Here is a 25,917-nt window from a genome sequence, read left to right as displayed (position 1 = left end):
AAGGACGATCGTCCGTGCACGGCGTTCGACCTAGAATCGAGACGTCCCCCGCTTCGAGAGGCCGCGATGCCCGCTGCTTCTGACCTTCCCCACGTCGTCATCGTCGGCGGCGGCTTCGCCGGGCTCTGGGCCACACGCGCCCTGGCCCATGCGCCAGTGCGGCTCACGCTGATCGACCGCGGCAATCACCACCTGTTCCAGCCTCTGCTCTACCAGGTTGCCACGGCCGGCCTGTCGGCGCCGGACATCGCCGCGCCGCTGCGCCACATCCTGCGGCGGCAGCGCAATGTCGAGGTCCGCATGGCCGAGGTCGACGGCATCGACCCCGAGGCCCGCACGCTCACTCTCGATGGCGGCATGACCTTGGGCTACGACCGCCTGATTCTCGCTGCCGGCGCCACCCACGCCTATTTCGGCAACGACCGCTGGGCGCCACACGCGCCAGGCTTGAAGACGCTCGACGACGCGTTGCACCTGCGTCGCCGCATGCTGCTGGCCTTCGAGCGCGCCGAGGCCGAGACCGATCCGGAGGCCCGCGCCGCGTGGCTGAGCTTCGCGATCGTCGGCGGCGGTCCGACCGGCGTCGAACTGGCCGGGACGCTGGCCGAGATCGCGCGCCACACCCTGCGCAGCGAGTTCCGGCACATCGACCCGGCGTTGGCCAAGGTCCGGCTGGTCGAAGCCGGCCCGCGCGTGCTCGCCTCGTTCCCCGAGGACCTGTCGGCCAAAGCCCGCCGCCAATTGGAAAAGCTCGGCGTCGAGGTGCTCACCGGCGAACCGGTCGCCGAGATCGATGCCGACGGTTATCGGATCGGCGCGCGTCGCATCGCAGCCCGAACCGTGATCTGGGCCGCCGGCGTCGCAGCCTCGCCGCTGGGCGCGCTGCTGGACGTGCCGCGCGATCGCGCCGGCCGTGTGCAGGTCAACACCGACCTCACCGTGCCCGGTCATCCCGAGATCTATGCCATTGGCGACATGGTCGCAATCGAGAGTGGCGGACGCTCAGTGCCGGGCGTGGCGCCCGCGGCCAAGCAGATGGGCGAGCGCGCGGCCGCCAACCTGCTCGCCGACCTGCGCGGCCAGCCCAGGATCCCGTTCGCCTACCGCGACTACGGCAACCTCGCCACGATCGGTCGCATGGCCGGCGTGGCCCACCTGGGGCGGATCAAGCTCTCGGGCGCGCCCGCCTGGTGGTTCTGGCTGGTCGCCCACGTGTTCTTCCTGATCGGCTTTCGCAACCGCATCGTCGTGTTGCTCAACTGGACGCTGGCCTACTGGACCCACCGGCGCGCGGCGCGGATCATCTTCGGCCCGCCGCCGGGAATCGGCCCCGAGGCCGCGGTACAGGACCGTTCGCTGCAGGCTTCGGATAGCATGGCCGCTCATCCGTCGACGCCGGACACGGCGCCGGACTGAGCCTCTTCGATCCGGCCATCTCCATGCTCGACATCTCCAGCCAGCACTTCCTGATCGCGCTCGCGGTCACCACCGCGGCGGGCCTGGCCACCGGCCTGGGCAGCCTGCTGGTGATCTTCGCCAAACAGCCCAATGCGCGCCTACTGGCCTTCGGACTCGCATTCGCCGCCGGCGCGATGGTGTACGTGTCGCTGACCGAGATCCTCGACAAATCGATTCTCGCGTTCACCGACGCCTACGGCGAGCAGCTCGGCTTCACCTGGGGCACGCTGGCGTTTCTAGGCGGCGTGTTGTTCATCGTCACCATCGACCGCCTGGTGCCCAACCCGCATGAGCGCCTCGAAGTCGACGACCCCTACTTCCGCGAACACAACACCAGCTACGTCAAGCGCGTCGGCCTGCTGACCGCGGTCGCGATCACCGCGCACAACTTTCCCGAAGGCCTGGCGACGTTCTTCGCCACGATCGAAAACCCCGGCGTCGGCCTGCCGCTGGCGTTCGCCATCGCGATCCACAACATTCCCGAAGGCATCGCGATCGCGGTCCCGGTGTACTTCGCGACCAACAACAAGACCTACGCCTTCCTGGCCTGTCTGCTGTCGGGCCTGGCCGAGCCGCTGGGCGCGCTGATCGGCTACGCCCTGCTGCGCCCGTTCCTGTCCGAACCGGTGTTCGGCACCGTGTTCGGCCTCATCGCCGGCGTCATGGTCTTCCTCGCACTCGACGAATTGCTGCCCGCCGCCAAGCGCTACGCCAAGGGCCACGAAACCGTCTACGGCCTGGTCGCCGGCATGGCCGCGCTGGCGTTGAGTCTGGTGCTGTTCAAGTGGTGATACTCAACCGGCGACAGTGAACAGGTTGGACGCTGCAGCAGCCAATTACCGCCGTTTGATCATCCGCCGCAGAATAGGCTGCCAAGGCCCGCCACACTGGCCATGCATGAAAAAGCCCGCCTCGTAAGAGGCGGGCCAAATGCCGGTAGACGGTGTCAGTCCCGTTGCTCGATCAGAAGTCGTACTGGATCTGGAACCGTACGTAGCGCGGATCGGAGAAGTACTTCGCCTGGCCGTAGTTGTAGTAATTGCGGTAGCCGCTGGGACCGTTATAGGCGAAGTTGGTCTCGTACACTTGCACGGGCTTGATGTTGTTGAAGGCGTTGATCACATCAACATTCATGCGCAGCCCCTCGAGCCAACTCGGCTTGTAGACCAGGCTCGGGCTGAGCGTGATGATCCACGGGGTCCGGCCGGCAGCGCCGACAGGGCTGACCACGTCGTCTTTGGCACGATCGATATTGGCGCCTGTGGTGATGCTCCCGGGATCGCAGACGTGAAACACACCGGTATAGCCGTACTCGGTACCGAAGCTGCCGTAGCCGCCGCCGAGGCACGATATGGGCGAGCCCGACTGCGCCAGCAGATTGAAACCGATCTCCCACTGATCGCTTAGCGAATAGCTGCCGAATATCTTCAGGCTGTGGCGATGATCATTGAACAGGTAACCGTCGGCACCGATCATGATTTCGGCGAAATCGAAGTCGGAGGTCGTGCCCGTGTCATCCTGACCGTTGGTGCTCTTGACCAGTCCCTCCAGGTTGCCGGTCAACTTGGACCAGGTATAGGAACCGCTCAGGTACCAGTTCTCAGTGGCCTTGTCCGCGCTCAGCGTGACCGCCTTGTAGTTGCGCTTGGCTTCCGGCCCGAGGGTATTGCCTGGCACGGTGAGCGTGACCGGGTTTCCGTCCACGTTGATGTCGGTGGTGATGGTCAGGTCTTTGCCCGGGTTATAGAGGAAGCAACCGGGAATACCGCCGGGCACCGTCCACTCATCCTCCCAGTTGGACAAGTCGTAACCCGCCTCGATCCCCGCCCGGTAAAGCGCACGCGCATCGCAGGTGTCGTCGATCGCGGTGTCGACCCGGCGATAGGTGCCTTTCACGCCCAGCGTCCAACCGTCGAAGAATGCGTTCTCCGACACGATCCGATGCTGATAGCCAAGGATGGCCTCGTCCTGCGTGTAAGGGTCAAGATCGCGTGACGCGACCGCGCGCGGATCGGGGACGCTGCCGTCCTCGCCGTTGTACACCAGGTCCTGCGAGCCTCCGTCATAAGGGCCAGTGATATTGATCGGTGTGCTGGTGATCGGATCGAGGCCACCGGAATAGGTATAGAAGTTCTCCACGTAGTACGAAGCGGAGGCGGCGCGAAGCGCCACGTTGGCAGCGATCGGAAGCGAGTAGCGGCCGACCGACGCATACAGCTTGCTGTCACCGTTGCCGGTCACATCCCAGGTAAAGCCCACACGCGGCTGCCAGATATTGTCCTGCTTGACGAACGTTACCCCGGTGCTGTTCTTGTTCTCGAATGAGTCGTTACGCACGCCCAGATACAGCATGAAGTTGTCGGTGATGTTCCAGTTGTCCTCGACGTACCAGGACTTCTGGTCGATCTCGACGCTGCCGCCGGTCGCATACTTGATCCGGTCGACGATATCGACCGACTCGTCGGCGTCGAGCCAAAAATCGGACGTGGTGATGTACTGCAGGTCCTGGATCGTGCCCTGGAAGGATTTCCAGCGTTCGTCGCTGTAACCGAACGAGAATCGATGGTCGCCCAGTTGCCATTCGAGATCGATGCGGCCGGCGTTACGTTCGTTCGAGCCATTGAATACGTCCACACTACTCACCGTCGCGCAGCCTATATTCTGGCCGTACCGTGGACTGTCCGGACGGTAATCCAACACATAGGGGCACGGCGGCGAACTCTCGACATCGCCGTAGTACTTGTTCTCCACACCGTCGGCATTGACGGTGTAGTTGGAGTTGGTGTTCTGCATCCGCCCATATTGCAGCGACAGCGTGAGATCGTCGTTGAGGTAGCTCGTCCACTTCAGGATGTGGGTGTCGCCGCCGTTCTCCCTGAATTCCTTACCCGTGTAATCGGTCTTGCTCGCCTGCGCATTGGCCGCCGTACTGTCAAAAGCAGCGAGGTAATTGGTGTAGGTCTGCTTACGCGTATTGTCGAAGCCCGTGTACTCGAGATGGTTGTTGTCGTTGAGGTACCAGTCCAGCTTGACCATCCAGTACGGCTGCTCGGACTTGTAGTCGTAGGCGGTCGTACCGAGCGCACTGGTGTAGGCGCCCGTCGGTGACGACGAATAGCCGCTGCCGCGCACGCCGTAGGATGCCTGGTCCCAGTTGCTGAAAGACCCCAGCGCGAAGAAAAACAGTCGGTCCTCGACCAATGCGCCGCTGGTCCAGAAACTCAGATTGTCGGAGGAGGACTCGTTGCGGTCATAGGACCGCCAGATCGTGCCGTCCTTGAGGGTGACCGGATCGGGCTGTTCCCGCAGCGAGTTTGGAGCAAATGTGTAGCTCACCCCGCCCTTGAGTTCATTGCTGCCGCGCTTGACCACGACACTCGTCACACCACCCGTCGAGAAGCCATACCGGGCACCGTAACCACCTGTCTGCACATCCAACTGCTCAATGGCCTGGTAAGGCACCTCGGTGAACGAGAGGTTGTCATACAGATTGGTGACGTTGAAGCCATTGATGTAGTAGCTGTTCTCGGCTGCCGAAGCGCCACCGAAAGACGCATTGCCGAAGTACTCGCTGCTCGACGCGGTGCCAGGTGTCAGCAAGGACACGGCGGTCACGTTGCGCGCCACCGGCAAGGTGTTGAGTTGTTCTGCGGTGAATGTGGTCCGCGTTTCGATGCTGCTCAAATCGATGTTGTTGACGCCACCCAGTCCACGTACGCGGACCGTGTCCAGGCTGGTCGCGTCGGCCGCGAGGGACGTCGAGACCGCTTGACCGGCGATGACGGTGACCCGAGTCGTGCGTCCGGCGGCTGTTAACTCGTACTGACCCGGCGGCAGCGCCGAGATCCGGAAACGGCCGTCCGCGCCAACCACTGCGTCCCGCGTTGCGCCCGAAGCGAGGCTCCGGACCTGAACACGGCTCCCAGGGTCACCGCCGTTGCTGCCTAAAATGTCGCCCGACGTGCTTTGCGCGGTCGCAACGCCAATGCAGCCCAACAAGGCGATGCTCAACGCGGCCCGGCGGAACACGGGTTTGCGGCGACTCCGGCACTCGTTCATTGCTTCTCCTCAGGTTGATACGACCGGCAGATGCCGGGTCGCATTAATGAACTGAAACAAAACAGAGGAAGAAGCTAGTACGAGATTTAACCAAAATGCAACAACCTGAATGGGTTGTAACGGAGCTTTCCGACGAACGGTCGCCTGCCTGGGCCGCGAGTCAGCATGCTGCGCGTAGAACGTGGCATACAAAAACGGCCCGCTTGCGCGGGCCGTCGGTCTGTATCCAGTAGTGGCGACTTCGAGTCAGGCTGCGAACAACGCCTTCATCTTCTTCAGCGCGTTGGCCTCGACCTGGCGGATCCGCTCGGCGGACACGCCGTACTCGTCGGCCAGTTCCTGCAACGTCACCTTGTGCTCGTCGTCGAGCCAGCGGCGACGGATGATGTCACGCGAGCGGGCGTCGAGCTTGGCCATGCCCTCACGCAGCAGTTCGAGCTGGTCGGCCTCGCTGTCGCTGCGCTCGTACGCCTGCGCCGGATCCTCGTCCTGCGCGACGAGGTAGGCGACCGGCGCCGGCGGCGCGTTGTCGTCGTCCTCGCCGGCGGGCGCATCGAAGCCGATGTCGCGACCCGACAGGCGCGATTCCATCTCCAGCACTTCGCGTTCGGACACGTTGAGATCGGCGGCGACGGTGCGCACTTCTTCGGCGTTGAGCCAGCCCAGACGGGTCTTGCTCTTGCGCAGGTTGAAGAACAGCTTGCGCTGGGCCTTGGTGGTGGCGACCTTCACGATGCGCCAGTTCTTGAGGATGAACTCGTGCATCTCGGCCCGGATCCAGTGCACGGCGAAGCTCACCAGGCGCACACCGACGTCCGGATCGAAGCGTTTGACGGCCTTCATCAGGCCGATGTTGCCTTCCTGGATCAGGTCGCCCAGCGGCAGTCCGTAGCCGTTGTAACCGCGGGCCACATGGACGACGAAGCGCAGGTGCGAATGGACCAGCTCGCGCGCGGCATCGAGATCGTCGTGATCGCGATACCGCTGCGCCAGCGCCTGTTCCTCTTCGACCGTCAGCACCGGAATCTGGTGCACGGCGCCGATATAGGCATCGAGCGAACCGAGCGGGTTGAGGATCGGCAGGCTGTTGGCAACCAGGGCGTGGGTCATGGTCTGCGTGCTCATGAAAGGATGGTAGCAGTCCCCAGATATGACTGCTAAGGCCGCTGGAAGTTCCCGAGCGTTCTGGTCATGGAACATCCAGCGCTTCCTGGACAGGGATCGTTCACCTAAGCGGATAGCCGCGCCGCCGCTGTGGGCCGTCTCCAGATGTTCGATCCTGCGCCTCGCCAGGCGAATCCACGATGAAGATCAGGCCCAGCCGGCGATGCCTGTAATCGTCTCCCGAGCCGAGGCCAATGCCGGCGAGACCGGTGCGATGCGCGGCCGGCGATCCAGCATGCAGGCCAGCGCCACGTCCAGCAGGCAGGCATGGCCCTGACGCAGCGCCTGGCATTGGGCGGGCGGCAGCAGGCCCGCGGTCGCGGCGGCCTCGAGTAACGCCGGGGTCGCCCGGGGCACGAGCAGCCCGGGATGCGTCGCCGCCCCTTGCAGGATCAACGACTGGGCCAGGAACTCCAGATCCACCAGCCCGCCCTCGCCCTGCTTGAGGTCGAAGCGCTCGGCGGTTGAACGGTCGAGTTCGCTGCGCATGCGCCGGCGCATCGCGGCAATCTCCTCCCGCAGCGCCCCCGGGTCGCGAGGCCGGGCCAGCGTGTCGTTGCGGACGGACTCGAACGCCTCGCGCATCGACGCATCGCCCGCGACCACCCGCGCACGCACCAACGCCTGGTGTTCCCAGGTCCACGCGCGCTCGCGCTGGTACTCCGCGTAGCTCGCCAGCGACGAGACCAACAGCCCTTTGCCGCCGTCCGGGCGCAGGCGCACGTCGACGTCGTAGAGTCGACCGCCGCCGGTGACCGTGCCCAGCAGCGCGACGATCTTCTGCGCCAGACGCGCCGCCCAGCGCTGAGCATCGAGCGGCCGGGCGCCGTCGGATTGGGCGTTGGCGGGTGCGTCGTAGAGGAAGACCAGGTCGAGATCCGAACCAAACCCCAATTCCTCGCCGCCCAGGCTGCCGTAGCCGACCACTATGAAACGGGCATCGGGCAGTCGGCCATGGGCACGTTCGAGCTCACGCATCGCCAACGCGAGCACCACCTCGACCACCGCGTCAGCCAGCCACGCCAGTTGCCGGGTCGCCGTCGGCGGATCGAGCCTGCGGTCGAGCGTGGCCAGCGCAATGCGGAAACTCAATTGCTGACGGATCTCGTTGAGTGCGAGCAACGCCGATTCCAGATCGCGCTGCTGCAGCACGCGGCTGCACTGGGTCGCCAGACCCTCGCGCTCGGGCAGTGGCCCCTCGACCCGGGCATCGAGCAGTTCGTCGAGCAGCAGCGGATGCGCGGCGAGGCGCTCGGCGAGGAAGGCGCTGCGGGTCACCGCCTCCACCAGCCGCGCCAGCGCAGCCGGCTGTTCGTCGAGCAGGGCCAGATAGCTGGCACGCCGCAGGATGTTGTGCAGCAGTGCCAACAGGCGGCGCACCGCCTGCAGCGGCCGATCCGCGGGCGCGGAGGCCTGCAGCAACACCGGCATCAATCGATCGAGCCGCGCGCGTGCGTTGTCCGATAGGTCACGCACGCTCGGCGAGCGGGCGAAGTCGCGCAGTGCCTCGGCGACCTCGCGCGCATCGGCAAAACCGGCCTCGGCCAGTGTCTGCGCATCACCGCCATCGGGCAGCGCGCGCCACCAGGTCGCCAGATCGCTGTCGGTATCGACGCGGCGCTGCTGGCTGCGTACCGCCAACAGCGCATCGAACTCGTGCGCGACGTGGCCACGCTCGCGCCGCAACTCGGCCTCGAGCGCCGCCCAATCGGCGTAGCCCAGGCCGGACGCGATCCGCAGCCGGTCGAGCGGATCGGCCGGCAATAGATGGGTTTGCGCATCGCGCACCATCTGCAAGCGGTTCTCGACGCGGCGCAGGAACAGGTATGCCGCCTGCAGCCGCGTGAGCGCCTCGTCGGACAGTTGCCCGGCCGCATGCAGCGCGCGCAGCGCCGGCAGCAGCCGTCGTTCGCGCAAGGCCGGCTCGCGCCCGCCCCGGATCAACTGCAACGCCTGGGCCAGGAACTCGACTTCACGGATGCCGCCGTCGCCGCGCTTGATGTCGTCGGCCAGTTCCCGACGCGCGACCTCGGCCGCGATCATGTCCTTCATCTGCCGCAGGCCGTCGAGCGCGCCGAAGTCGAGATAGCGGCGGTAGACGAACGGCCGCAGCAGGTCGAGAAAACGCGCGCCCGCGGCGAGGTCGCCGGCCACGGGCCGCGCCTTCTGCCAGGCGTAGCGTTCCCAGTCGCGTCCCTCGCGCTGAAAGTACTGCTCCATCGCCGCGAAGCTCAGCGCGATCCGGCCGGCGTTGCCGAACGGCCGCAGACGCAGGTCGACGCGATGGCAGAAGCCGTCGCCGGTGATCTCGTCGAGCAGCCGCGCCAGTTGCTGGCCGAGCCGGGTGAAATAGTCCTCGGCCGCCAACGGCCGCGCGCCATCGCTCTCGCCGGCCGCTTCGAAGCCGTAGACCAAATCGATATCGGAGCTGAAGTTCAACTCGCCACCGCCGAGCTTGCCGAGCCCGAACACCACCAGTCGCACCGCACGGCCGTCGGCGTCGCGCACGACGCCGTGGCGGCTGGCGAAGTCCTGTTCGAGGGCGGCCAGTGCGACCTGCAGGCAGGTCTCGGCCAACTGGGTGCTGCCGGCGAGCGTCGCTTCGACATCATCCAGCCCGTGTACGTCGCGCCAGATCAGCCGTGTCGAGCAGGCCAGGCGGTAGCGCCGCAGCAGCATCGGCCAGTCGCCGCGATTGTCGGCGTCCAGCCGCGGCGGTGCGGGCGGCGTGTCGCCGTCATCGGCCAGCAGATGTGCGAGCAGGTCGGGCTGGCGCTGCAGCACGTCGATCGCGACGTCGCTGGCGACCGCGACCGGACGCAGCCGCGCCATCGCCGTGGGGTCGGCGTGTACCGCGTCGGGCAGGCGGGCCAGCAGGCGGGCGACATGCGCATCGAGCGCTGCACGGGGATCGTCGGTCATCCCGCCATCATGACAGTGGCCGCCGGCGCGAAACAGGACACGCTCACGTTCACGACCGAGAAGAAGCGCCAAAGAAGGCTCTTCTCCCAAATGGGGAATGGACGTTCCACTTCGGATGGGCAGCGGCCTGTCAGCCGCAAGCCGCTCTCTCATCGCAAAACCGGGGCCTCAAACCGGGGTCAGAGTGCAATTTCGCATCGCGGAATTGCACTCTGACCCCGTCAACGAAGAACCAAAAAAAAGCCCGCTTCCGGCGAACCGGTTACGGGCTTGCTCCCTCCCCCACGTCGGGTGCGGAGCGATATTGGAAGACTGGTCGACGGGATGCACGCTGCAGTGCAAAACAATACTGGCGGGTTCACCAACCTGCGCGCATTCAGGCTCAGGGCGCGGTATGGACGCCCCACGGGTCTTCGTGACGCGCAATGCCCAGCGTCGCCTGGACGAGATTGGCGAGCGCCGACGCGGCATCGGGCCGCCCGAGCACGGCAGCCGCACGCGCTGCATTCGGCAGCACAGTCGGCGATGCAAAGGCCTCGTTGAGCAACGCGGCGAGCCGCTCCGCGCTCAGTTCGGCCTCGGGCATGCACCAGCCCACGCCCGCGGCGGCGAGGGCCTCGGCATTGCGGCGCTGCTCGTCGCGCGAGCCGCCCTGCGGGATCGGGACCATCACCGCGGGGCGGCCGACGGTCAGCAGGTCGGCGGCGGTTGTTGCGCCGGCGCGGGTGATGACCAGATGCGCATCGCGCAGCCGCATGCCCATGTCGTCGAAGAACGGGCGCACGGTCGCCTCGATGCCGGCCGCGCGCAGCGTCGCCTCGACTTCGTCGGCGCCCTCGCCCTTCATCTGCAGCGAGACGTGCAGCCGGCGCCGCATCGGCTCGGGCAGCCGCAGCAGCGCAGGCGGCACGACCTCGCCGAACACCCGCGCGCTCTGGCTGCCGCCCACGACCAGCAGCCGCAGCGGCGCATCGCCGTCGAGCGCAGGATAGTCGCCACGCGCGGCCAAGATCGCGGCACGCACCGGATTGCCGGTGTCGACGACGCGCGCCGGATCGAAGCCGTCGAGCCCGGCGGTCGCCGGGAATGAGGTCGCCACGCCAACGGCCAGCCGCAGCAGCTTCTGATTGGCCAGGCTCAAGCGCGCGCCCTGCTCGTGCAGCAGCAGCGGGCAACCCAGGCTTCTGGCCGCGAGCGCAGGCGCGAAGCTGGGATAGCCGCCGAACCCCACCAGCAAGCCGACACCGCGCCGGCGCATGTCGCGGCGCGCCTGCCAGGCCGCACGCAGGATCGTGACCCCGGCGGCGAGCTTGCCGGTGATGCCGCCTTCAAGGCTGCGCGCCGGCAGGACGACGTGGTCGAGCCCGGCCAGTGCCTGGGTGTAGGCCGCGCCGCGGCGCTCGGTGTAGATCACCACCGGATGCCCACGGCACTGCAGTTCCCGCGCCAGTGCCTCGGCCGGGAACAGATGACCGCCGGTGCCGCCTGCGGCGCAGGCGACGGCGGGAAGCGAGGTGCGGGCGACGGGCGACGACATGGCGAATCCGGGGACGGACGGGGGCACGACTATAGCGAGCGCACGCGCCGCCGCGTGGTCCTGCACGATCCAGCCGCCCACGCGATAATCGGGACTTCACGTCCACCGTGCCCGTCATGACCGAAGACCGCATCCGCAACGCCGCCCTGCGCAACCGCATCGTCACGCCCGAGCAGGCAGCCGCGCTGATCGCACCGGGCCAGACGGTCGCGATGAGCGGCTTCACCGGCTCGGGCTACCCCAAGGCGGTGCCAGTGGCGCTGGCCGCACGCATCGAGCAGGTCCATGCCGCGGGGCAGCCGTTCCAGATCCGGCTGCTGACCGGGGCCTCGACTGCACCCGAGCTCGATGGCGCACTGGCCAAGGTCGACGGCATCGCGTTGCGCCTGCCGTTCCAGAGCGATCCCGAAGCGCGCCGCCGCATCAACGACGGCAGCCTGGCCTACATCGACGCGCATCTGAGCCACGTCGCCCAGCACGCGTGGTTCGGCTTCTACGGCGACATCGACGTGGCAGTCATCGAGGCGGTGGCGATCCGCGAGGACGGCACCATCGTGCCGTCGACCTCGGTCGGCAACAGCAAGACCTGGCTGGACCTGGCCAAGCGCGTGATCGTCGAGGTCAACGACGCGCAGCCGCTCGGGCTCGAAGGCATGCACGATATCTACTACGGGACCGCGCTGCCGCCGCAGCGCCGCCCGATCCCGCTCGAACACGCCGACGATCGCATCGGCGAGACCGCGCTGCGCTGCGACCCGGACAAGATCGTCGCGATCGTGCGTACCGCAGCCCCCGACCGCAACAGCCCGTTCAACCCGCCCGACGCGGCCAGCCAGCGCATCGCCGCATTCCTGGTCGAGTTCCTGCAGCACGAGGTCGCCAAGGGTCGGCTGCCCAAGGGCCTGCTGCCGCTGCAGTCGGGCGTGGGCAACATTCCCAACGCGGTTCTTGCGAACCTGGCCGACAGCGGCTTCCGCGACCTGACCGCATTCACCGAGGTCATCCAGGACGGCATGCTCGACCTGCTCGAGTCGGGTGTGCTGCGCACTGCCTCGTGCACGGGCTTTGCGCTGAGTCCGGAGGCCAGCCTGCGCTTCGAGGCCAACCTCGGTTTCTTCCGCGAGCGCATCGTGCTGCGCACCCAGGAGATCTCCAACCATCCCGAACTCGTCCGCCGCCTGGGCTGCATCGGCATGAACGGCATGGTCGAGGTCGACATCTACGGCAACGTCAACTCGACCCACATCATGGGCAGCCGCATGCAGAACGGCATCGGCGGCTCGGGGGACTTCGCCCGCAACGGCTTCCTGTCGATCTTCATGAGTCCGAGCACGGCCAAGAACGGCACGATCTCGTCGATCGTGCCGATGGTCAGCCACGTCGACCACACCGAGCACGACGTGTCGATCGTCGTCACCGAGTACGGTCTGGCCGATCTGCGCGGGCTGTCCCCCAAGCAACGCGCGCGGGTATTGATCGACCACTGCGCGCATCCGGACTATCGCGACGCGCTCGAAGACTACTTCGCGCGCGCGCTGCGTGAGAGCTATGGCAAGCACACGCCGCACCTGCTGCCCGAGGCGCTGTCGTGGCACCAGCGCTGGCTCGACACCGGCGACATGCGCACAGCGCGATGAGCGGCGCGCGCCGCGTTACGGCGTCGGCGGTGCCTGCAACCACGCCAGCTTGCGCGCGCGCGGCTGGCGCTTGAGCTGCCATTCGGCGCGCGAGGCACTGGCGCGATCCGGATAGGCGCGACTGGCGAGGATGCGGATCGGCGGATTGCCGCGCGTGTACTTCGCGCCGCGGCCGGCCGCATGGGCGGCGAACCGCGCCGCGAGGTCATTGGTGATGCCGGCGTACCAGCTGCCGTCGCGGCATTCGAGCAGGTACAAGTACCAGGGCGGCGGCGCGGTCATCGCAGGCATTATCCATGCCGACGCGCAGTTGTCAGCGGTCGAGCCGGTCGAACGCGAACAGCCGGGCCAACGGATGCCGGCGGCGCTCGATCCCGGCACGCAACAGGCCGGCCCCGAGCATCGAATAGGTGATGCCGTTGCCGCCGTAGGCCATCGCGTAGTGCACGCGCGGTCCGGTCGCCGGATGCGGGCCGAAGAACGGCAGGCCGTCCTCGGTTTCGGCGAACGTGCCGGCCCAGGCGAAGGTTGGTTGCAGGTCGAGCTCTGGCCAGAGCGCATGGACACGTTTCATCAACCGGCGCGCTTTCTTGTCGACGCGCGCATCACGGCGCGCGGGCACATCGACCGCGTCGTCCTCGCCGCCGATCAGCAGGCGACGGTCGGCGGTGGTACGCAGGTACAGATACGGCCGCGCGGTCTCCCAGACCAGCAGTCGCGCCAGCCGTTCGGGCAGGGCGTCGGCCAGAGGGTCGGTCACGAAGGCATAGCTGCTGCGGTTGCGCGCCACGCGCTTGGGCAGCCAATGCTGGCTGGCGTAGCCGGCCGCGACGACGACATGACCGGCACGGACCCGGGCGCCGGTGTCGGTCGTCGCGAGCACGTCGCGGCTGCGCGCCTGCAGGTCGACGACCTGCGTGCGGTCGTAGACACCGGCGCTGCGCCGGGCCAATCGCGCCAGCAACCGCGAGGCGAAGCGGTAGGGATCGACCTGCGCGGCCTGCGCGCTGAGCAACGCGGCCGGTGCCTGGAACCCGTAGCGCGCCTGCACCGTGGGCCCGTCGAGATATTCGATGTCGAATCCGTGTCCGCGACGCGCGACGTATTCGTCCCGCAGCGCCGAGACGTCGCGCTGCCGGCTGGCGTAGTAGAGGCTGCCGGTGCGCTCGAAGTCGACATCGCGCACGTCGCGGGCGATGCCAGCGAGCAGGTCGATCGCCTCGCCACAGGCGCGATAGGCCAGCGCCGCGTCGTCCTCGCCGTAGCGCTGCGCCAGGTCCACCAGATGGGTGTCGATCTCGTACTGCAGCAGGGCGGTGCTCGCCGCGCTACTGCCCCAGGCGACATCGCGCTGCTCGACCACGACGACTTCGTGGCCGTGCGCCGCCAATTCGTCGGCGATCAACGCGCCGGTGATCCCGCCGCCGATCACCAGCACGTCGCAGCGCAGGTCCTGGTCGAGCTTGGGAAAGGCATGCATCAGGCCGTTGCGGACGGCCCAGAACGGATAGCCGCTCTTGAGATCCATAGCTGCATCATCGAGGAAGATGGCGCAGCCTATTCAGGGCCATGTGAGCGCCATGCAGAGACCGGCCGGCCCACCGCGGAGGCGTCGAGGCGGCGGACCGCCTAGACTGCGCCCCCCGCTTTCCGCCGTGCCGTCCCGATGCCCGATCCCGCCGTCGCCTCCCCACCCCGCCAGGATCCGGACGTGATCGTCTTGGGGGCGGGCGCGGCCGGATTGATGGCCGCGATCGCGGCCGGCCAGCGCGGTCGCCGCGTGCTGGTGCTCGACCACGCCAACAAGGTCGGCAAGAAGATCCTGATGTCGGGCGGCGGCCACTGCAACTTCACCAACACCGGCACCACACCGGCGCAGTACCTGTCCTCGAATCCGCACTTCTGCAAGTCGGCGCTGGCGCGCTACACACCGCAGGATTTCATCGATCTGGTCGACCGCCACGCAATTGCCTGGCACGAGAAGGAACTGGGCCAGTTGTTCTGCGATGGCTCGTCGAAGCAGATCGTGCGCATGCTGCTCGACGAGGCGCAGGCGGTCGGCGTGCAGGTCCGCACGCATTGCGCGGTGCAGCTGCCGCGCGCAGTCGAGGGCGGCTTCCGGCTCGAGACCGCGATCGGCACGCTGCAGTGCGCGTCCTTGATCGTCGCGACCGGCGGGCTGTCGATCCCGAGCCTGGGCGCGAGCGGGTTCGGCTACGAGATCGCACGCGCATTCGGGCATGCCCTGCTGCCCACGCGGGCCGGCCTGGTGCCGCTGACCCTCAGCGGCAAGCACCAGGAGCGGCTGGCCGAGCTGTCGGGCGTCGCACTCGACGTCGAAGCCGGCTGCAACGGCACCACGTTCCGCAACCGCATGCTGATCACCCATCGCGGCCTCAGCGGCCCGGCGATCCTGCAGATCTCCTCCTACTGGCAGCCCGGCGACGATCTGCGCTTGGATCTGCTGCCGGGCCGCGATGCACTGGCGTGGCTGCAGGCGCAGCAGGTCGAGCGCCCGGCGTCCGAACTGCGCACGGTGCTGGCGGAGGTCATGCCGCGCCGATTCGCACAGCGGCTGTGCGAAGTGTGGCTGGCGAGCCGGCCGATGCGGCAGTACACGCCGGCGCAACTGCACGACACCGCGGCGCTGCTGCAGGCCTGGCCGCTGGTCGCCAGCGGCACCGAGGGCTACCGCACCGCCGAGGTCACGCTCGGCGGCGTCGACACCCAGGCGGTGTCGTCGCGCACGCTCGAATCCAGGCACGCGCCGGGGCTGTACTTCGTCGGCGAGGTGCTCGATGTGACCGGCTGGCTGGGCGGCTACAACTTCCAGTGGGCCTGGGCGTCGGGCATGGCCGCCGGCAGCGCGGCCTGAGCGCGCACCGCCGTCTCCCCGTCGACGTTCACGCGGCCTGCGCGTCGGTCCGGCTCCGACGGGTTCGGACCGCGTCAGCCAACCGGTCGAGCACGGCAACCGTCGTCGCCCAGTCGATGCAGCCGTCGGTGATGCTCTGGCCGTAGGTCAGCGCCCGGCCGGGGCTGAGCGCCTGCTTGCCGGCGACCAGATGGCTTTCGATCATCGTCCCCACGACGCGCCGTTCGCCGGCGGCGATGCGGTCGGCGATATCGGCGATCACTGCGGGCTGGTTGTCCGGATTCTTGCCGCTGTTGGCATGACTGGCGTCGACCATCAGCGCCGGGCGCAGGCCGTTGCCGACGAGCACCTGGGCGGCGGCCTCGACGCTGGCCGCGTCGTAATTGGGCCGAACGCCGCCGCGCAGGATCACATGGCAATCCGGATTGCCGGCGGTGGCGGCGATCGCGCAGCGCCCGTCTTTGCCCACGGCGAGGAAATGATGCGGGTGTGACGCGGCGCCGACGGCATCGACCGCGATGCGCACATCGCCGCCGGTGCCGTTCTTGAAGCCGACCGGGCACGACAGCCCCGACGCCATCTCGCGATGCACCTGGCTCTCCGTGGTCCGGGCACCGATCGCGCCCCAGGCGACGAGGTCGGCCAGGTACTGCGGGCTGATGATGTCGAGGAACTCCACGCCGGCCGGCAGCCCGAGGGCATTGACGTCGCGCAGCAGGCTGCGCGCGAGCCGCAGCCCGCGGTCGATGCGGAAACTGCCATCGAGATCGGGGTCGTTGATCAGCCCCTTCCAGCCGATCGTCGTGCGCGGCTTCTCGAAGTACACGCGCATGACCAGCTCCAGCGCATCGCCGTGCGTGTCGCGCAGCGCGCGCAGCCGGTGCGCATAGTCCATCGCCGCGATCGGGTCGTGGATCGAACACGGGCCGACGACGACGATCAGCCGGTCGTCATGGCCGTGGAGGATGGCGTGACAGGCCGCGCGGGCATCGGCGACCGTCGACGACATCGCCTCGTCGCAGGGCAGCTCTGCCAGCAGTTGCATCGGAGGCGTCAGCGGCTGCAGGTCGCGGATACGCAGGTCGTCGGTATCGGGGGGCATGCGGAACATCCTGGAAGGGAGCGTGAGTGCGGGCATGAAAAAAGCCGCCAGGGGCGCTGGCGGCTTTCGGGGATGCGTGTGAACCGAGATCGTCAGGGTACGCGCAGGCCTTCCACCGCCGGGGGCGTGGGAAACCAATACCAACGGTAGAAGGCGGCGGCGCGGTTCATGGCGTCAGTGATACCACGTCGTTCCGGGCGATGCGACGGTTGCATCTGCGACCATCGCCTCACCGGGCGGACCTGGGCAGCAACGGTGGCCGCCCCTCGTACCAGTCGCGCGCGCCGGCGATATGCAGGGTGCGCTCGCCGCCCTGCAGCTCCACGCCCAGGCCCAGCACACCCCAGCGCGCGTACAGATCGCCCGCGGGATGGCCGTCGTCGATCCGCAGCTTGGCCTTCAGGTCGACGCGGTCGTTGCTCGCCTCGATGCGATCGAACACCAGCTCCTTGTTGCGCATGCGCAAGTCGCCCGTCGCATGGACCTGGCCGGCGTCGACCAGGTTGCCGATCCAGCGCGGCAGCACCCGCCGCTCAGCGAACAGGCCCAACAGCACGCTGATGTCGCGCATGTCGACCTGACCGTGACCCACCACCTCGAACGGCTCCTTCCACTGCAGCGTGCCCTGCTCGAGCGCCAGGCGTGCCCACCAAGGTGCGGCTTCCTGGCTCGTCTCACCCTCCAGGCGCACGCCATCCAGGCGCGCGGCCACCGAGTCGATCGTGTAATGGCGCCCCACCTTCTGTGCCCGCGTCAGGTGGCTGTCGAGCGCGACATCGCCCGTCAGCCGCGAAGGCCCGAGCGCGACCCGGACACCGCTGCCGCGCAATTGCAGGCGTCCGCTGGCCATCTCGCCGGCGTTGTCCAGGCGGAGGTCGCCACTCGCTTGCCCGCTGCCGCCCAACATGCGTGCGCTGTCCCCGGGCAGATAGCGGTTGAAGCTGCGCAGGTCCGGCACCTGCGCATCGTCGAACCGCAGGCGCGCGTCCAGGCGCTCGTGGAATTCGGCCAGCGGACCGCTGGATGCAAGCTCGAGGCGCAGGTCGCGTCCGCGCAGATCGATGCGCTCGGGGGCGGCCTCGGGCGCCAGGGTGAAGCGATCCATCTCGATCGCGATAGTGGTCCGCGGCGTGTCGTCCTCGGTCCCTTGCATGCGCATCGCGGCATGCGCGGCGCCTTCGAGCCGGTTGTCGAGCACGCGGGCGCGCACGCGCGCATCGCGCACGTCGATCCGGCTCCCAGGACGCAAGCGGCCCTGCTGCAGGGCGAGCGCGGCATCGAGATCGGCCCGCCCATCGAACGACAGCCAGTCGACATCCTCGAGCAGCACGTCGACCCAGCGCAGCGGCACCGCCGGCCACTGCGTCTCGACGGTACCGCCGAGTGCGCGGAGCGGACGCAGCCAGTCACCCGGCCCGATCCGGCGGTCGTCGACGTGCAGGTCGGCACGCAGCCAAGGCGTGCCGCCGGTCGCCGGCGCCGGCACCCGCGCTGCGAGCGCGATCGTATCGGGCGCGGTCCGCAGCGCGACCCCGAGCGGATGGCGCAAGGGCGTGCCGTCGGCGCCGCGCGAGAACACCGGCGCCGACCAATCGAGCCGACTGCCGGGCATCAGCACACCGCGCTCGAGCCGCAGGTCGGCGCGCAACTGCCCCGATGTCTCGGCCGTCCCGATCGGCAACGCATCGTCGTTGTGGGCCACCAGGTCGACACCTGGTGCCGGGCCGTCGACCTGCAGCCGCAGATCGACCAGCACCAGCTTCTCCACGCCTTGCGCCTGTTCGCGGATGTGGCCCGGCATCGCGATCTCGAGGTCCAGCGCGCCTTCGCGCAGCAGTTCCACGTCGCCTACGCGCAGGTTCGCGTCGGGCATGTGCAGCGTCGAGCGCCCGACCTCCATCGGCCCGCCCTCCAGTTGTTTTTCGAACACGAACTTCGCGTCGCCGTGCCCGGTCACCTGCGCCTCGTAGAAGTCGAAACGCAGCAGGCTCGGCGTGGTGATCGCATCGAAGCGCAGCGTCCAGGGCTTGCGTCCCGGGCGCTGGGAGGTCGGCATGTCGTGCGGCGTGCGCGCGACGTGCACCGACACGTCCTGCGCGCGGATGGTGCCGAACGCGACCTCGCGCCACAGCAGCGGCAGCAGCTTGATCCGGCCATTGGCACGCGGCGTGGCGGCGGTCCACAGATTGGTGCGGGCATGCCCGCCCATCACCACATCGCGCGCGTGGATGTGCCCGGGATACAGGCTCATCGCCCAGGACCACTGCGCGTGATAGCGCTCGGGCTTGCGATTGACCAGGCGTTCGCCCAGCGCGCTGTTGAGCAGCACGTTGGCGGCGATCAGGTACAGCAGGTACAGCGCCACGAGCACGGCCGCGCCCAGGCGCAGCCCTCGCCGGTGCGCGCGGATCCAGGAGGCAGGTGTAGTCGTCATGGCGACAGCATCGCCGATGATCGGTGACGGCGCTGAACACGCCTCGGCAGCCCCACCAGATCGTTCAGCACGTGGGGCATTGCGCGTGCGCGGCGACTGCGTGGGTTCCGTCGCGCGCCACACGGCGTGATCCATGCCCTGGCATGCGCACGGTCCCGCCCGCCGGCACCCAAGCCACGCACGCCGAAGACAGGCCTGATCGGGGCCCGACTGCCCCCATAAAGCAAGACCCCCGCTTGCGCGGGGGTCTTGGGTGTCGCGATCAGACTGAGGCGCTGGATCAGAAATCCATACCGCCCATGCCGCCCATGCCACCGCCCGGCGGCATCGCCGGCTCGTCCTTCTTCGGCAGCTCGGCGACCATCGCTTCGGTCGTGATCATCAGACCAGCGATCGAGGCCGCATTCTGCAGCGCAGAACGAGTGACCTTGGTCGGATCCAGGATGCCGAACTCGATCATGTCGCCGTACTCACCGGTCGCGGCGTTGTAGCCGTAGTTGCCGGTGCCGTCCTTGACCGCGTTGAGCACGACGCTCGGCTCTTCGCCGGCGTTGGTCACGATCTCGCGCAGCGGGGCTTCCATCGCGCGCAGCGCGATCTGGATACCGTGGGTCTGGTCCTCGTTGGCGCCCTTGAGCTGACCGATGGACTGCAGCGCGCGCACCAGGGCCACACCACCGCCCGGGACCACGCCTTCCTCGACCGCTGCGCGCGTGGCGTGCAGGGCGTCTTCGACGCGGGCCTTCTTTTCCTTCATTTCGATCTCGGTCGATGCGCCGACCTTGATCACCGCCACGCCGCCGGCCAGCTTGGCCACGCGCTCCTGCAGCTTCTCGCGGTCGTAGTCCGAGGAGGTCTCCTCGATCTGCGCCTTGATCTGCTTGATGCGCGACTCGATCGAACCGGTGTCGCCGGCGCCGTCGATGATCGTGGTGTTCTCCTTGGAGACCTGCACCTTCTTGGCGCGGCCCAGGTCGTTGATCGTCGCCTTCTCGAGCGAAAGACCCACTTCCTCGGAGATCACGGTGCCGCCGGTCAGCACGGCCATGTCTTCGAGCATCGCCTTGCGACGGTCGCCGAAGCCCGGCGCCTTGACGGCCACGACCTTGACGATGCCGCGGATGGTGTTGACGACGAGCGTGGCCAGGGCCTCGCCCTCGACTTCCTCGGCGACGATCAGCAGCGGCTTGCCGGCCTTGGCCACGCCTTCGAGGACGGGCAGCAGGTCACGGACGTTGGAGATCTTCTTGTCGTGCAGCAGGATGAACGGATCGTCGAGGTCGGCGGTCTGCGACTGCTGGTTGTTGACGAAGTACGGCGACAGGTAGCCGCGGTCGAACTGCATGCCCTCGACGACGTCGAGCTCGTTCTCCAGACCCGAGCCTTCCTCGACCGTGATCACGCCTTCCTTGCCGACCTTCTTCATCGCGTCGGCGATGATCGTGCCGATCGACTCGTCGGAGTTGGCCGAGATCGTACCGACCTGGGCGATCGCCTTGTCGTCGGCCGTCGGCTTGGACAGGTTCTTGAGCTCGGCGACGGCGGCCTGCACGGCCTTGTCGATACCGCGCTTGAGGTCCATCGGGTTCATGCCGGCGGCGACGGCCTTGGAGCCCTCGCGGATGAACGCCTGGGCGAGCACGGTCGCGGTCGTGGTGCCGTCACCGGCGTTGTCAGACGTCTTGGAGGCGACCTCCTTGACCATCTGCGCGCCCATGTTCTCGAACTTGTCGGCCAGTTCGATCTCCTTGGCGACGGACACGCCGTCCTTGGTGATCGTCGGCGCGCCGAAGCTCTTCTCGAGCACGACGTTGCGGCCCTTCGGGCCGAGGGTCGCCTTGACGGCGTTGGCGAGCACGTTGACGCCGCGCACCATCTTGGAGCGCGCGTCTTCGCCGAAGCGGATTTCCTTAGCAGCCATTGAAAACTCCGGAATTTGGATAGGGGATTAGGAATTTGGAGAAGCGCAGGACACTGATGATTCGCAAGGAAAGGGATGGGCGCTGACCGCCTCGATTCCCCACCCGCGAATTTTTGAAGTCCTTAGCTTTCGATCAGCCGACGATCGCGAGGATGTCGTCTTCCTTCACGATCTTGTATTCGATGCCCTCGGCCTTGTAGGCGCTGCCCGAGTACTGACCGTAGATCACGATGTCGCCGACCTTGACCTTCGGCGCGCGCACGCTGCCGTTGTCCAGGGCCTTGCCCTCGCCGACGGCGACGACTTCGCCCTTGGTGGGCTTTTCCTTGGCGTTGTCCGGGATCAGGATGCCGCCGGCAGTCTTCTCTTCGGCCTCGACGGGCTTGACCACGACGCGGTCGTACAGCGGCTTGAGATTGCTCATTCCAACCCTCTCTAAGTGATTGATTGTGAAGAAAACGGGCCCGAATTCTAGCACTCGCCTGTGGCGACTGCTAGAACGCGCGGCGCACGCACCCCGGCAACCCGGGACGCGACGGGAGATGGGTGCACGCGCCGGCTTTACAAGGGGGCGCGCAGAAAAATCATCAGATCGTCCAAACGCACTGCCCCGGCGCCGGGCCGGGGCAGGCATGCGTACGGTGGCTCAGCGGAAGCGCCAGGCGGCCACGAGCATGGTCTCGCCGTCGTTGGGCTGCTTGATGCTGGCGTTGGAGATGTGCCGGGCCAGCAGCGAGAAGCGCTGCCAGCGCCAACCGATGGTACTCACGAACTGCGGATTGCCCGACAGCGCATCGGTCTCGCCGATCTGGGCACCGACGCCGAAACCGGCGGTGAAGCCGTTGTCGCGTTCGTAGCGGGCGCCGCCGTGGATGACGCCGACATCCTCGTCGAGGTCGAAGCGGGTGTTGTCACGGGCACGGACATAGATCGCGCCCAGTTCCCAGCGCAGTACGCCGTGGGCGGTACGTCGCCACTCGGGCATCCAGGCCGCGGTCGCGACCACGGTGGTCTCGTTCTCGCGCGTGGCCGAGACGCCGACACCGACATCAATGGGAGAGGCCGCCTGGGCGGCAAGCGGCGCGGCCAGCACAAGACCGGCGGCGAGGACGAAAGACGAGCAAAGGCGCATGGAGGACCGCCAGGACAGCGATAGGGGAGGGAAAGTAAGTATACCGGCGAGTTCACTAATCGTTGATCGCTGGATCGCCCACCGGCGGGATAGACCATCCCCAAGGGGCCGGCGCAGCGTCGCGCCGGAGTTGTGCACGCCGCGTGCACAATGAACGCCGAGCAGATACCTTGGCGAGATGTCTGTTCTGACTTGCCTTAACAGCTCTCCCGACGCGGCCACGGCCCAGCGGATCGCCCGCGCGCTCGTCGACGCCCACCTGGCCGCCTGCGTCAATCTCGTGCCGGGCGTGACCTCGATCTACCGCTGGCAAGGCCAGGTCCAGACCGATACCGAGGTCCTGCTGGTGATCAAGACCACCAACGACCGACTGGAGGCGCTGAGCGAACGGCTGCGGGCCCTGCATCCCTACGACGTCCCCGAACTGGTCGCGTTGCCGGTCGTCGGCGGACTGGCCGACTACCTGCACTGGGTCGATGCGGAGACCGCAGCGACCGCCCCCCGCGACGCGGACTGAAATCCCGGGTTGGGCATCGCGAGCGGCGGCCTGCGATACTCGCGCGATGCGTACGTTCTTCCCCGCCTCGTTTCTGTCCCAGGCTGCGCGCATCCGCCGCCAGGCCTGTCGCACCTGGTATGGCCGGCTTGCGGTCGCGTTGCTGGCCACGGTGTCGCCGGCCACTGCCGTCGACTTCGACGACGTGCTGCCGGTCGACGAGGCCTTGGCGCTCTCGGCCACGGCGGTCGCGCACGACCGGATCGAGATCCGCTGGAAGATCGCCGACGGCTACTACCTGTATCGCCACCGCACCGCGGCCCAGGTGCCCGACGGCAGTTTCGGCAGCAGCACGCTGACCCTGCCCGACGGCCACCGCCACGTCGACGAGTTCTTCGGCGAAGTCGAGACCTACCGCGATCGCCTGGTCGCGACGCTGGACGGACACCCGCCCGCCGGCACACGCGGTGTCGCATTGCAGGTCAAATATCAGGGCTGCGCCGACGCCGGCATCTGCTACCCCCCGCAGACCCGCACCCTCCAAGTCGCTCTGCCCCCGCAAGAACCGGGGTCAGCGTCGGTTTTCTCGCGCCCGGACGCGACGGCGCCTTCGGCAAAAGGCGACGCTGACCCCGGTTTTGCGGCGCTGGGGCGGGCGCTGTCGGGGACGGGCGACGCGCTGCCCGCAGAGCGCGCGTTCGCGTTCGAGGCGATCGCGCAGGACGGCGACACCCTCCTGATGCGCTTCACTCCGGCGCCGGGCTATTACCTGTATCAGGACCGCAACCGGTTCACGGTCGAGGGCGCGGCGGGCATCCGCGCCGGCCAGCCGCGGTGGCCGGCCGGCAAAGCGCATCACGACGACCATTTCGGCGCGGTGACCGTGTACTTCGACCAGGTCGACGTGCCGCTGCCGGTTCTGCGCAGCCGGCCCGATGCCGCCGACGTCGAGGTGGTGGCGACCTTCCAGGGCTGCCAGACCGATGGCATCTGCTACCCGCCGATGACGCGACGTGTGCCGGTGGCGCTGCCTGCCGGCACGACGACGGCCGCTGCGGCCGCGCCCGGCGCGCCCGACGCGCCCACGCCCGAGGCCGTCGCAACAGGCCCCGCCGACGCCCCGCCGGCATCTGCCGACACCACCGCCACCACACCACCCACGCCCGAAACCGCCCCGGATGCCGCAGTCGCGGCCGCGGCCGGCAGCGATGCGGTCGCCGACAACGCCGCGCGTACCCGGCCCCCCACCACGCCGCGCATCGGCCTGCTGGCGGCGCTCGCCCTGGCGCTGCTCGGTGGCCTGGTGCTCAACCTGATGCCCTGTGTGCTGCCGATCCTGTCGTTGAAGGTGCTGGGTCTGGCGCAGAGCGGCGGCAGCCGCGCGCGGGCCCGGGCGCACGCGCTGTGGTACACGGCCGGCGTGCTGGTCGCGTTCGCAGCGGTCGGCCTGTTGGTGCTGGCGCTGCGCGCCGCAGGTCAAGCGCTGGGTTGGGGCTTCCAGTTGCAGCAGCCCTGGTTCGTGGCCGCGCTGGTGTACCTGATGTTCGCGGTCGGGCTGAGCCTGTCGGGCGTGTTCACGCTCGGCGGCCGGGTCGGCAATCTCGGCCAGGCGCTGGCTGCGCGCACCGGGCCCAGTGGCGATTTCTTCACCGGCGTGCTGGCCTGCGTGGTCGCCAGTCCCTGCATCGCCCCGTTCATGGGCGGGGCGCTGGCCTACGCGTTCGCCGCGCCCGCCGCGCTCGCGCTGGCGGTATTCCTGATGCTCGGCCTGGGCCTGGCACTGCCGTTCCTGCTGATCGGACTGGTGCCGGCGCTCGCCGATCGCCTGCCCAAGCCCGGCGCGTGGATGGAGACGTTCAAGCAGGCGCTGGCATTCCCGATGTACCTCACGGCCCTTTGGCTGCTGTGGGTGTTCGGTCGGCAGGCGGGCGTGAACGCGATGACACTGCTGCTCGCCGGCCTGGTGCTGTTCGCGCTCGCGCTGTGGTGGTTCGAACGCCGCCGCTGGACCGGTGGCGGCCTCTCGCGCGCACTGGCGCTGGCCCTGCTGGTGGTGTCGCTGCTGCCGGCCGCTTACGCGGTGCGCGATGCGCAGGCCGACACACCCCGCGCAGCCCCCACCGGCACGAGCGATAAAGTGGCCTATTCGGCGGAGCGCCTGCAGGCACTGCGCGAGGCGGGCACGCCGGTGTTCGTGAACATGACCGCCGACTGGTGCGTGACCTGCAAAGCCAACGAGCGCCGCGTGCTGTCGCAGCCGCCGTTCCGCGAAGCCCTCACGCGTGCCGGTGCGACCTATATGGTCGGCGATTGGACCAATGTCGACCCGCAGATCGGCGCGTTCCTCGAGGCGCACGGCGCGGTCGGCGTCCCCTTGTATGTGGTCTACCCGCGTGGCGGCGGCGATGGCGAGGTGCTGCCGGCGCTGCTGAGCGAGACCGTCGTGACCGACGCACTCGAGCGCGCGGGCGCCGTGCAGTGAAGCGTGGCGGCACCCTGGCGATCGTCGCGGTCGCCCTCGTGGCCGGCGGACTGGGCGTGCTCGCCAGCCTGTTCGTCTCCGGCCCGGGCCCGCTGCTCGGCACCGAGGCCGGCCAACGCCTGTACAACGATGCCCTGGTCGCCGCCGCCGAGCCGCCGCCGGCCGGCGTGACCATGGCCCGTCGCGGCGAACAGGTCCCCGACTTCGAAATCGCATTGCTCGACAGCGGACGGCTGCAATTGCCCGACGCCTACGCCGGACGCCCGGTCCTGGTGAACCTGTGGGCCAGTTGGTGCGGCCCCTGTATCGAGGAAATGCCCGAACTCGACCGCTTCGCCCGCGAACAGGGCGCAGACGGCGTGCAGGTGCTGGGCATCGCGCTCGACGATGCCGACGCCGTGCAGGCGTTTCTGGCGCGCATCCCGGTCACCTACCCGATCGCGATCGACGCCCCCGGTCCGGCCGATGCCGGCGTGCGCCTGGGCAATCCGCGCGGGGTGTTGCCCTATACCGTGCTGCTCGATGCCCAGGGCCGGGTGCGCAAGCAGCGGATCGGCCCGTTCGCGCACGGGGAGACCGGGGACTGGGCCACCCGCTGAGCGGCAAAATCAAACGGCCGTTTAAAATCGCCGAACGTCTGCGAACTGGACAGCAATGGAGACATCCCGCAGACTTCGCGCACTTCCCGCACCCGGTGC

At 68.1% G+C, this 25,917-nt stretch carries 18 protein-coding genes; 7 read left to right on the top strand and 11 right to left on the bottom strand.

Translation table 11 applies throughout. The annotated features are described in order from the left end of the window. The first annotated feature begins 66 nt into the window (after positions 1-66). Entirely contained in the window at positions 67-1,416 is a 1,350-nt protein-coding gene (locus tag MNO14_RS02650) for an NAD(P)/FAD-dependent oxidoreductase (protein ID WP_241945259.1), read from the top strand. A 23-nt stretch (positions 1,417-1,439) separates the two neighbouring features. Next, the gene (gene zupT, locus MNO14_RS02645) at positions 1,440-2,249 is read left to right on the top strand and encodes a zinc transporter ZupT (RefSeq protein ID WP_241945258.1); all 810 of its coding nucleotides are present in this window, start codon (positions 1,440-1,442) and stop codon (positions 2,247-2,249) included. 172 nt (positions 2,250-2,421) lie between these two features. On the opposite strand, the gene MNO14_RS02640 is transcribed toward zupT, so the two are convergent. The 4 genes from MNO14_RS02640 to MNO14_RS02625 form a co-directional block, all read right to left on the bottom strand. Beyond that, positions 2,422-5,517: a TonB-dependent receptor gene (locus MNO14_RS02640; protein ID WP_241945257.1), complete on the bottom strand. Its 3,096-nt coding sequence runs from the start codon at positions 5,515-5,517 to the stop codon at positions 2,422-2,424. A gap of 246 nt (positions 5,518-5,763) precedes the next feature. Further along, a complete protein-coding gene (gene rpoH / locus MNO14_RS02635) occupies positions 5,764-6,642 on the bottom strand; it encodes an RNA polymerase sigma factor RpoH (protein WP_241945256.1) in 879 nt (292 codons plus the stop codon). A gap of 186 nt (positions 6,643-6,828) precedes the next feature. Then, entirely contained in the window at positions 6,829-9,603 is a 2,775-nt protein-coding gene (gene glnE, locus MNO14_RS02630) for a bifunctional [glutamate--ammonia ligase]-adenylyl-L-tyrosine phosphorylase/[glutamate--ammonia-ligase] adenylyltransferase (RefSeq protein WP_241945255.1), read from the bottom strand. 382 nt (positions 9,604-9,985) lie between these two features. Beyond that, positions 9,986-11,140: a UDP-N-acetylglucosamine--N-acetylmuramyl-(pentapeptide) pyrophosphoryl-undecaprenol N-acetylglucosamine transferase gene (locus MNO14_RS02625; RefSeq protein WP_241945254.1), complete on the bottom strand. Its 1,155-nt coding sequence runs from the start codon at positions 11,138-11,140 to the stop codon at positions 9,986-9,988. A 116-nt stretch (positions 11,141-11,256) separates the two neighbouring features. On the opposite strand from MNO14_RS02625, the gene MNO14_RS02620 reads away from it, so the two are divergent. Further along, positions 11,257-12,777: an acetyl-CoA hydrolase/transferase family protein gene (locus MNO14_RS02620; protein ID WP_241945253.1), complete on the top strand. Its 1,521-nt coding sequence runs from the start codon at positions 11,257-11,259 to the stop codon at positions 12,775-12,777. 15 nt (positions 12,778-12,792) lie between these two features. Here the strand turns inward: MNO14_RS02620 and MNO14_RS02615 are convergent, their stop codons facing one another. Further along, positions 12,793-13,059 (bottom strand): GIY-YIG nuclease family protein, encoded by a 267-nt coding sequence (locus MNO14_RS02615; RefSeq protein WP_241945252.1) that lies wholly within the window; start codon positions 13,057-13,059, stop codon positions 12,793-12,795. 31 nt (positions 13,060-13,090) lie between these two features. After that, positions 13,091-14,305 (bottom strand): FAD-dependent oxidoreductase, encoded by a 1,215-nt coding sequence (locus tag MNO14_RS02610; protein ID WP_241945251.1) that lies wholly within the window; start codon positions 14,303-14,305, stop codon positions 13,091-13,093. A 138-nt stretch (positions 14,306-14,443) separates the two neighbouring features. Between MNO14_RS02610 and MNO14_RS02605 the strand changes: the two genes are divergently transcribed. Further along, positions 14,444-15,652, top strand: coding sequence for an NAD(P)/FAD-dependent oxidoreductase (locus MNO14_RS02605; protein ID WP_241945250.1), 1,209 nt, complete (start codon positions 14,444-14,446; stop codon positions 15,650-15,652). A gap of 28 nt (positions 15,653-15,680) precedes the next feature. Here MNO14_RS02605 and MNO14_RS02600 read toward each other — a convergent pair whose 3' ends face one another. The 5 genes from MNO14_RS02600 to MNO14_RS02580 form a co-directional block, all read right to left on the bottom strand. Then, on the bottom strand, positions 15,681-16,754 hold the full coding sequence (locus tag MNO14_RS02600) for a 3-deoxy-7-phosphoheptulonate synthase (RefSeq protein ID WP_241945249.1): 1,074 nt from the start codon (positions 16,752-16,754) through the stop codon (positions 15,681-15,683). Positions 16,755-16,983: 229 nt separating this feature from the next. Further along, positions 16,984-19,188, bottom strand: a complete 2,205-nt coding sequence (locus MNO14_RS02595; protein WP_241945248.1) for a hypothetical protein — start codon at positions 19,186-19,188, stop codon at positions 16,984-16,986. Between the two features lie 280 nt (positions 19,189-19,468). Further along, positions 19,469-21,109: a chaperonin GroEL gene (gene groL / locus MNO14_RS02590; protein ID WP_241945247.1), complete on the bottom strand. Its 1,641-nt coding sequence runs from the start codon at positions 21,107-21,109 to the stop codon at positions 19,469-19,471. A gap of 133 nt (positions 21,110-21,242) precedes the next feature. Beyond that, complete coding sequence (gene groES, locus MNO14_RS02585; protein WP_183427860.1) at positions 21,243-21,533, bottom strand: co-chaperone GroES; 291 nt, start codon at positions 21,531-21,533, stop codon at positions 21,243-21,245. 222 nt (positions 21,534-21,755) lie between these two features. Beyond that, positions 21,756-22,241 carry an acyloxyacyl hydrolase gene (locus MNO14_RS02580; RefSeq protein WP_241945246.1) on the bottom strand — a complete coding sequence of 162 codons (486 nt, stop codon included), beginning with the start codon at positions 22,239-22,241 and terminating at the stop codon, positions 21,756-21,758. A gap of 178 nt (positions 22,242-22,419) precedes the next feature. Between MNO14_RS02580 and cutA the strand changes: the two genes are divergently transcribed. From cutA to MNO14_RS02565, 3 genes are read left to right on the top strand one after another with little or no spacing between them, the layout of a single operon-like run. After that, positions 22,420-22,758, top strand: coding sequence for a divalent-cation tolerance protein CutA (gene cutA / locus MNO14_RS02575; RefSeq protein WP_241945245.1), 339 nt, complete (start codon positions 22,420-22,422; stop codon positions 22,756-22,758). 46 nt (positions 22,759-22,804) lie between these two features. Beyond that, positions 22,805-25,219 carry a protein-disulfide reductase DsbD gene (locus MNO14_RS02570; protein ID WP_241945244.1) on the top strand — a complete coding sequence of 805 codons (2,415 nt, stop codon included), beginning with the start codon at positions 22,805-22,807 and terminating at the stop codon, positions 25,217-25,219. Beyond that, positions 25,216-25,818 carry a TlpA disulfide reductase family protein gene (locus tag MNO14_RS02565; protein WP_241945243.1) on the top strand — a complete coding sequence of 201 codons (603 nt, stop codon included), beginning with the start codon at positions 25,216-25,218 and terminating at the stop codon, positions 25,816-25,818. Before MNO14_RS02570 ends, MNO14_RS02565 begins: the two co-directional genes overlap by 4 nt. The last annotated feature ends 99 nt before the right edge of the window (positions 25,819-25,917 follow it).

Origin of the sequence: Luteimonas sp. S4-F44, from assembly GCF_022637415.1 — a bacterium.
In the GTDB taxonomy this organism is placed as follows: domain Bacteria; phylum Pseudomonadota; class Gammaproteobacteria; order Xanthomonadales; family Xanthomonadaceae; genus Luteimonas.
The sequence above is the reverse complement of the archived record's forward strand: the minus strand, read 5'-3'. Positions and strand labels throughout refer to the sequence as shown.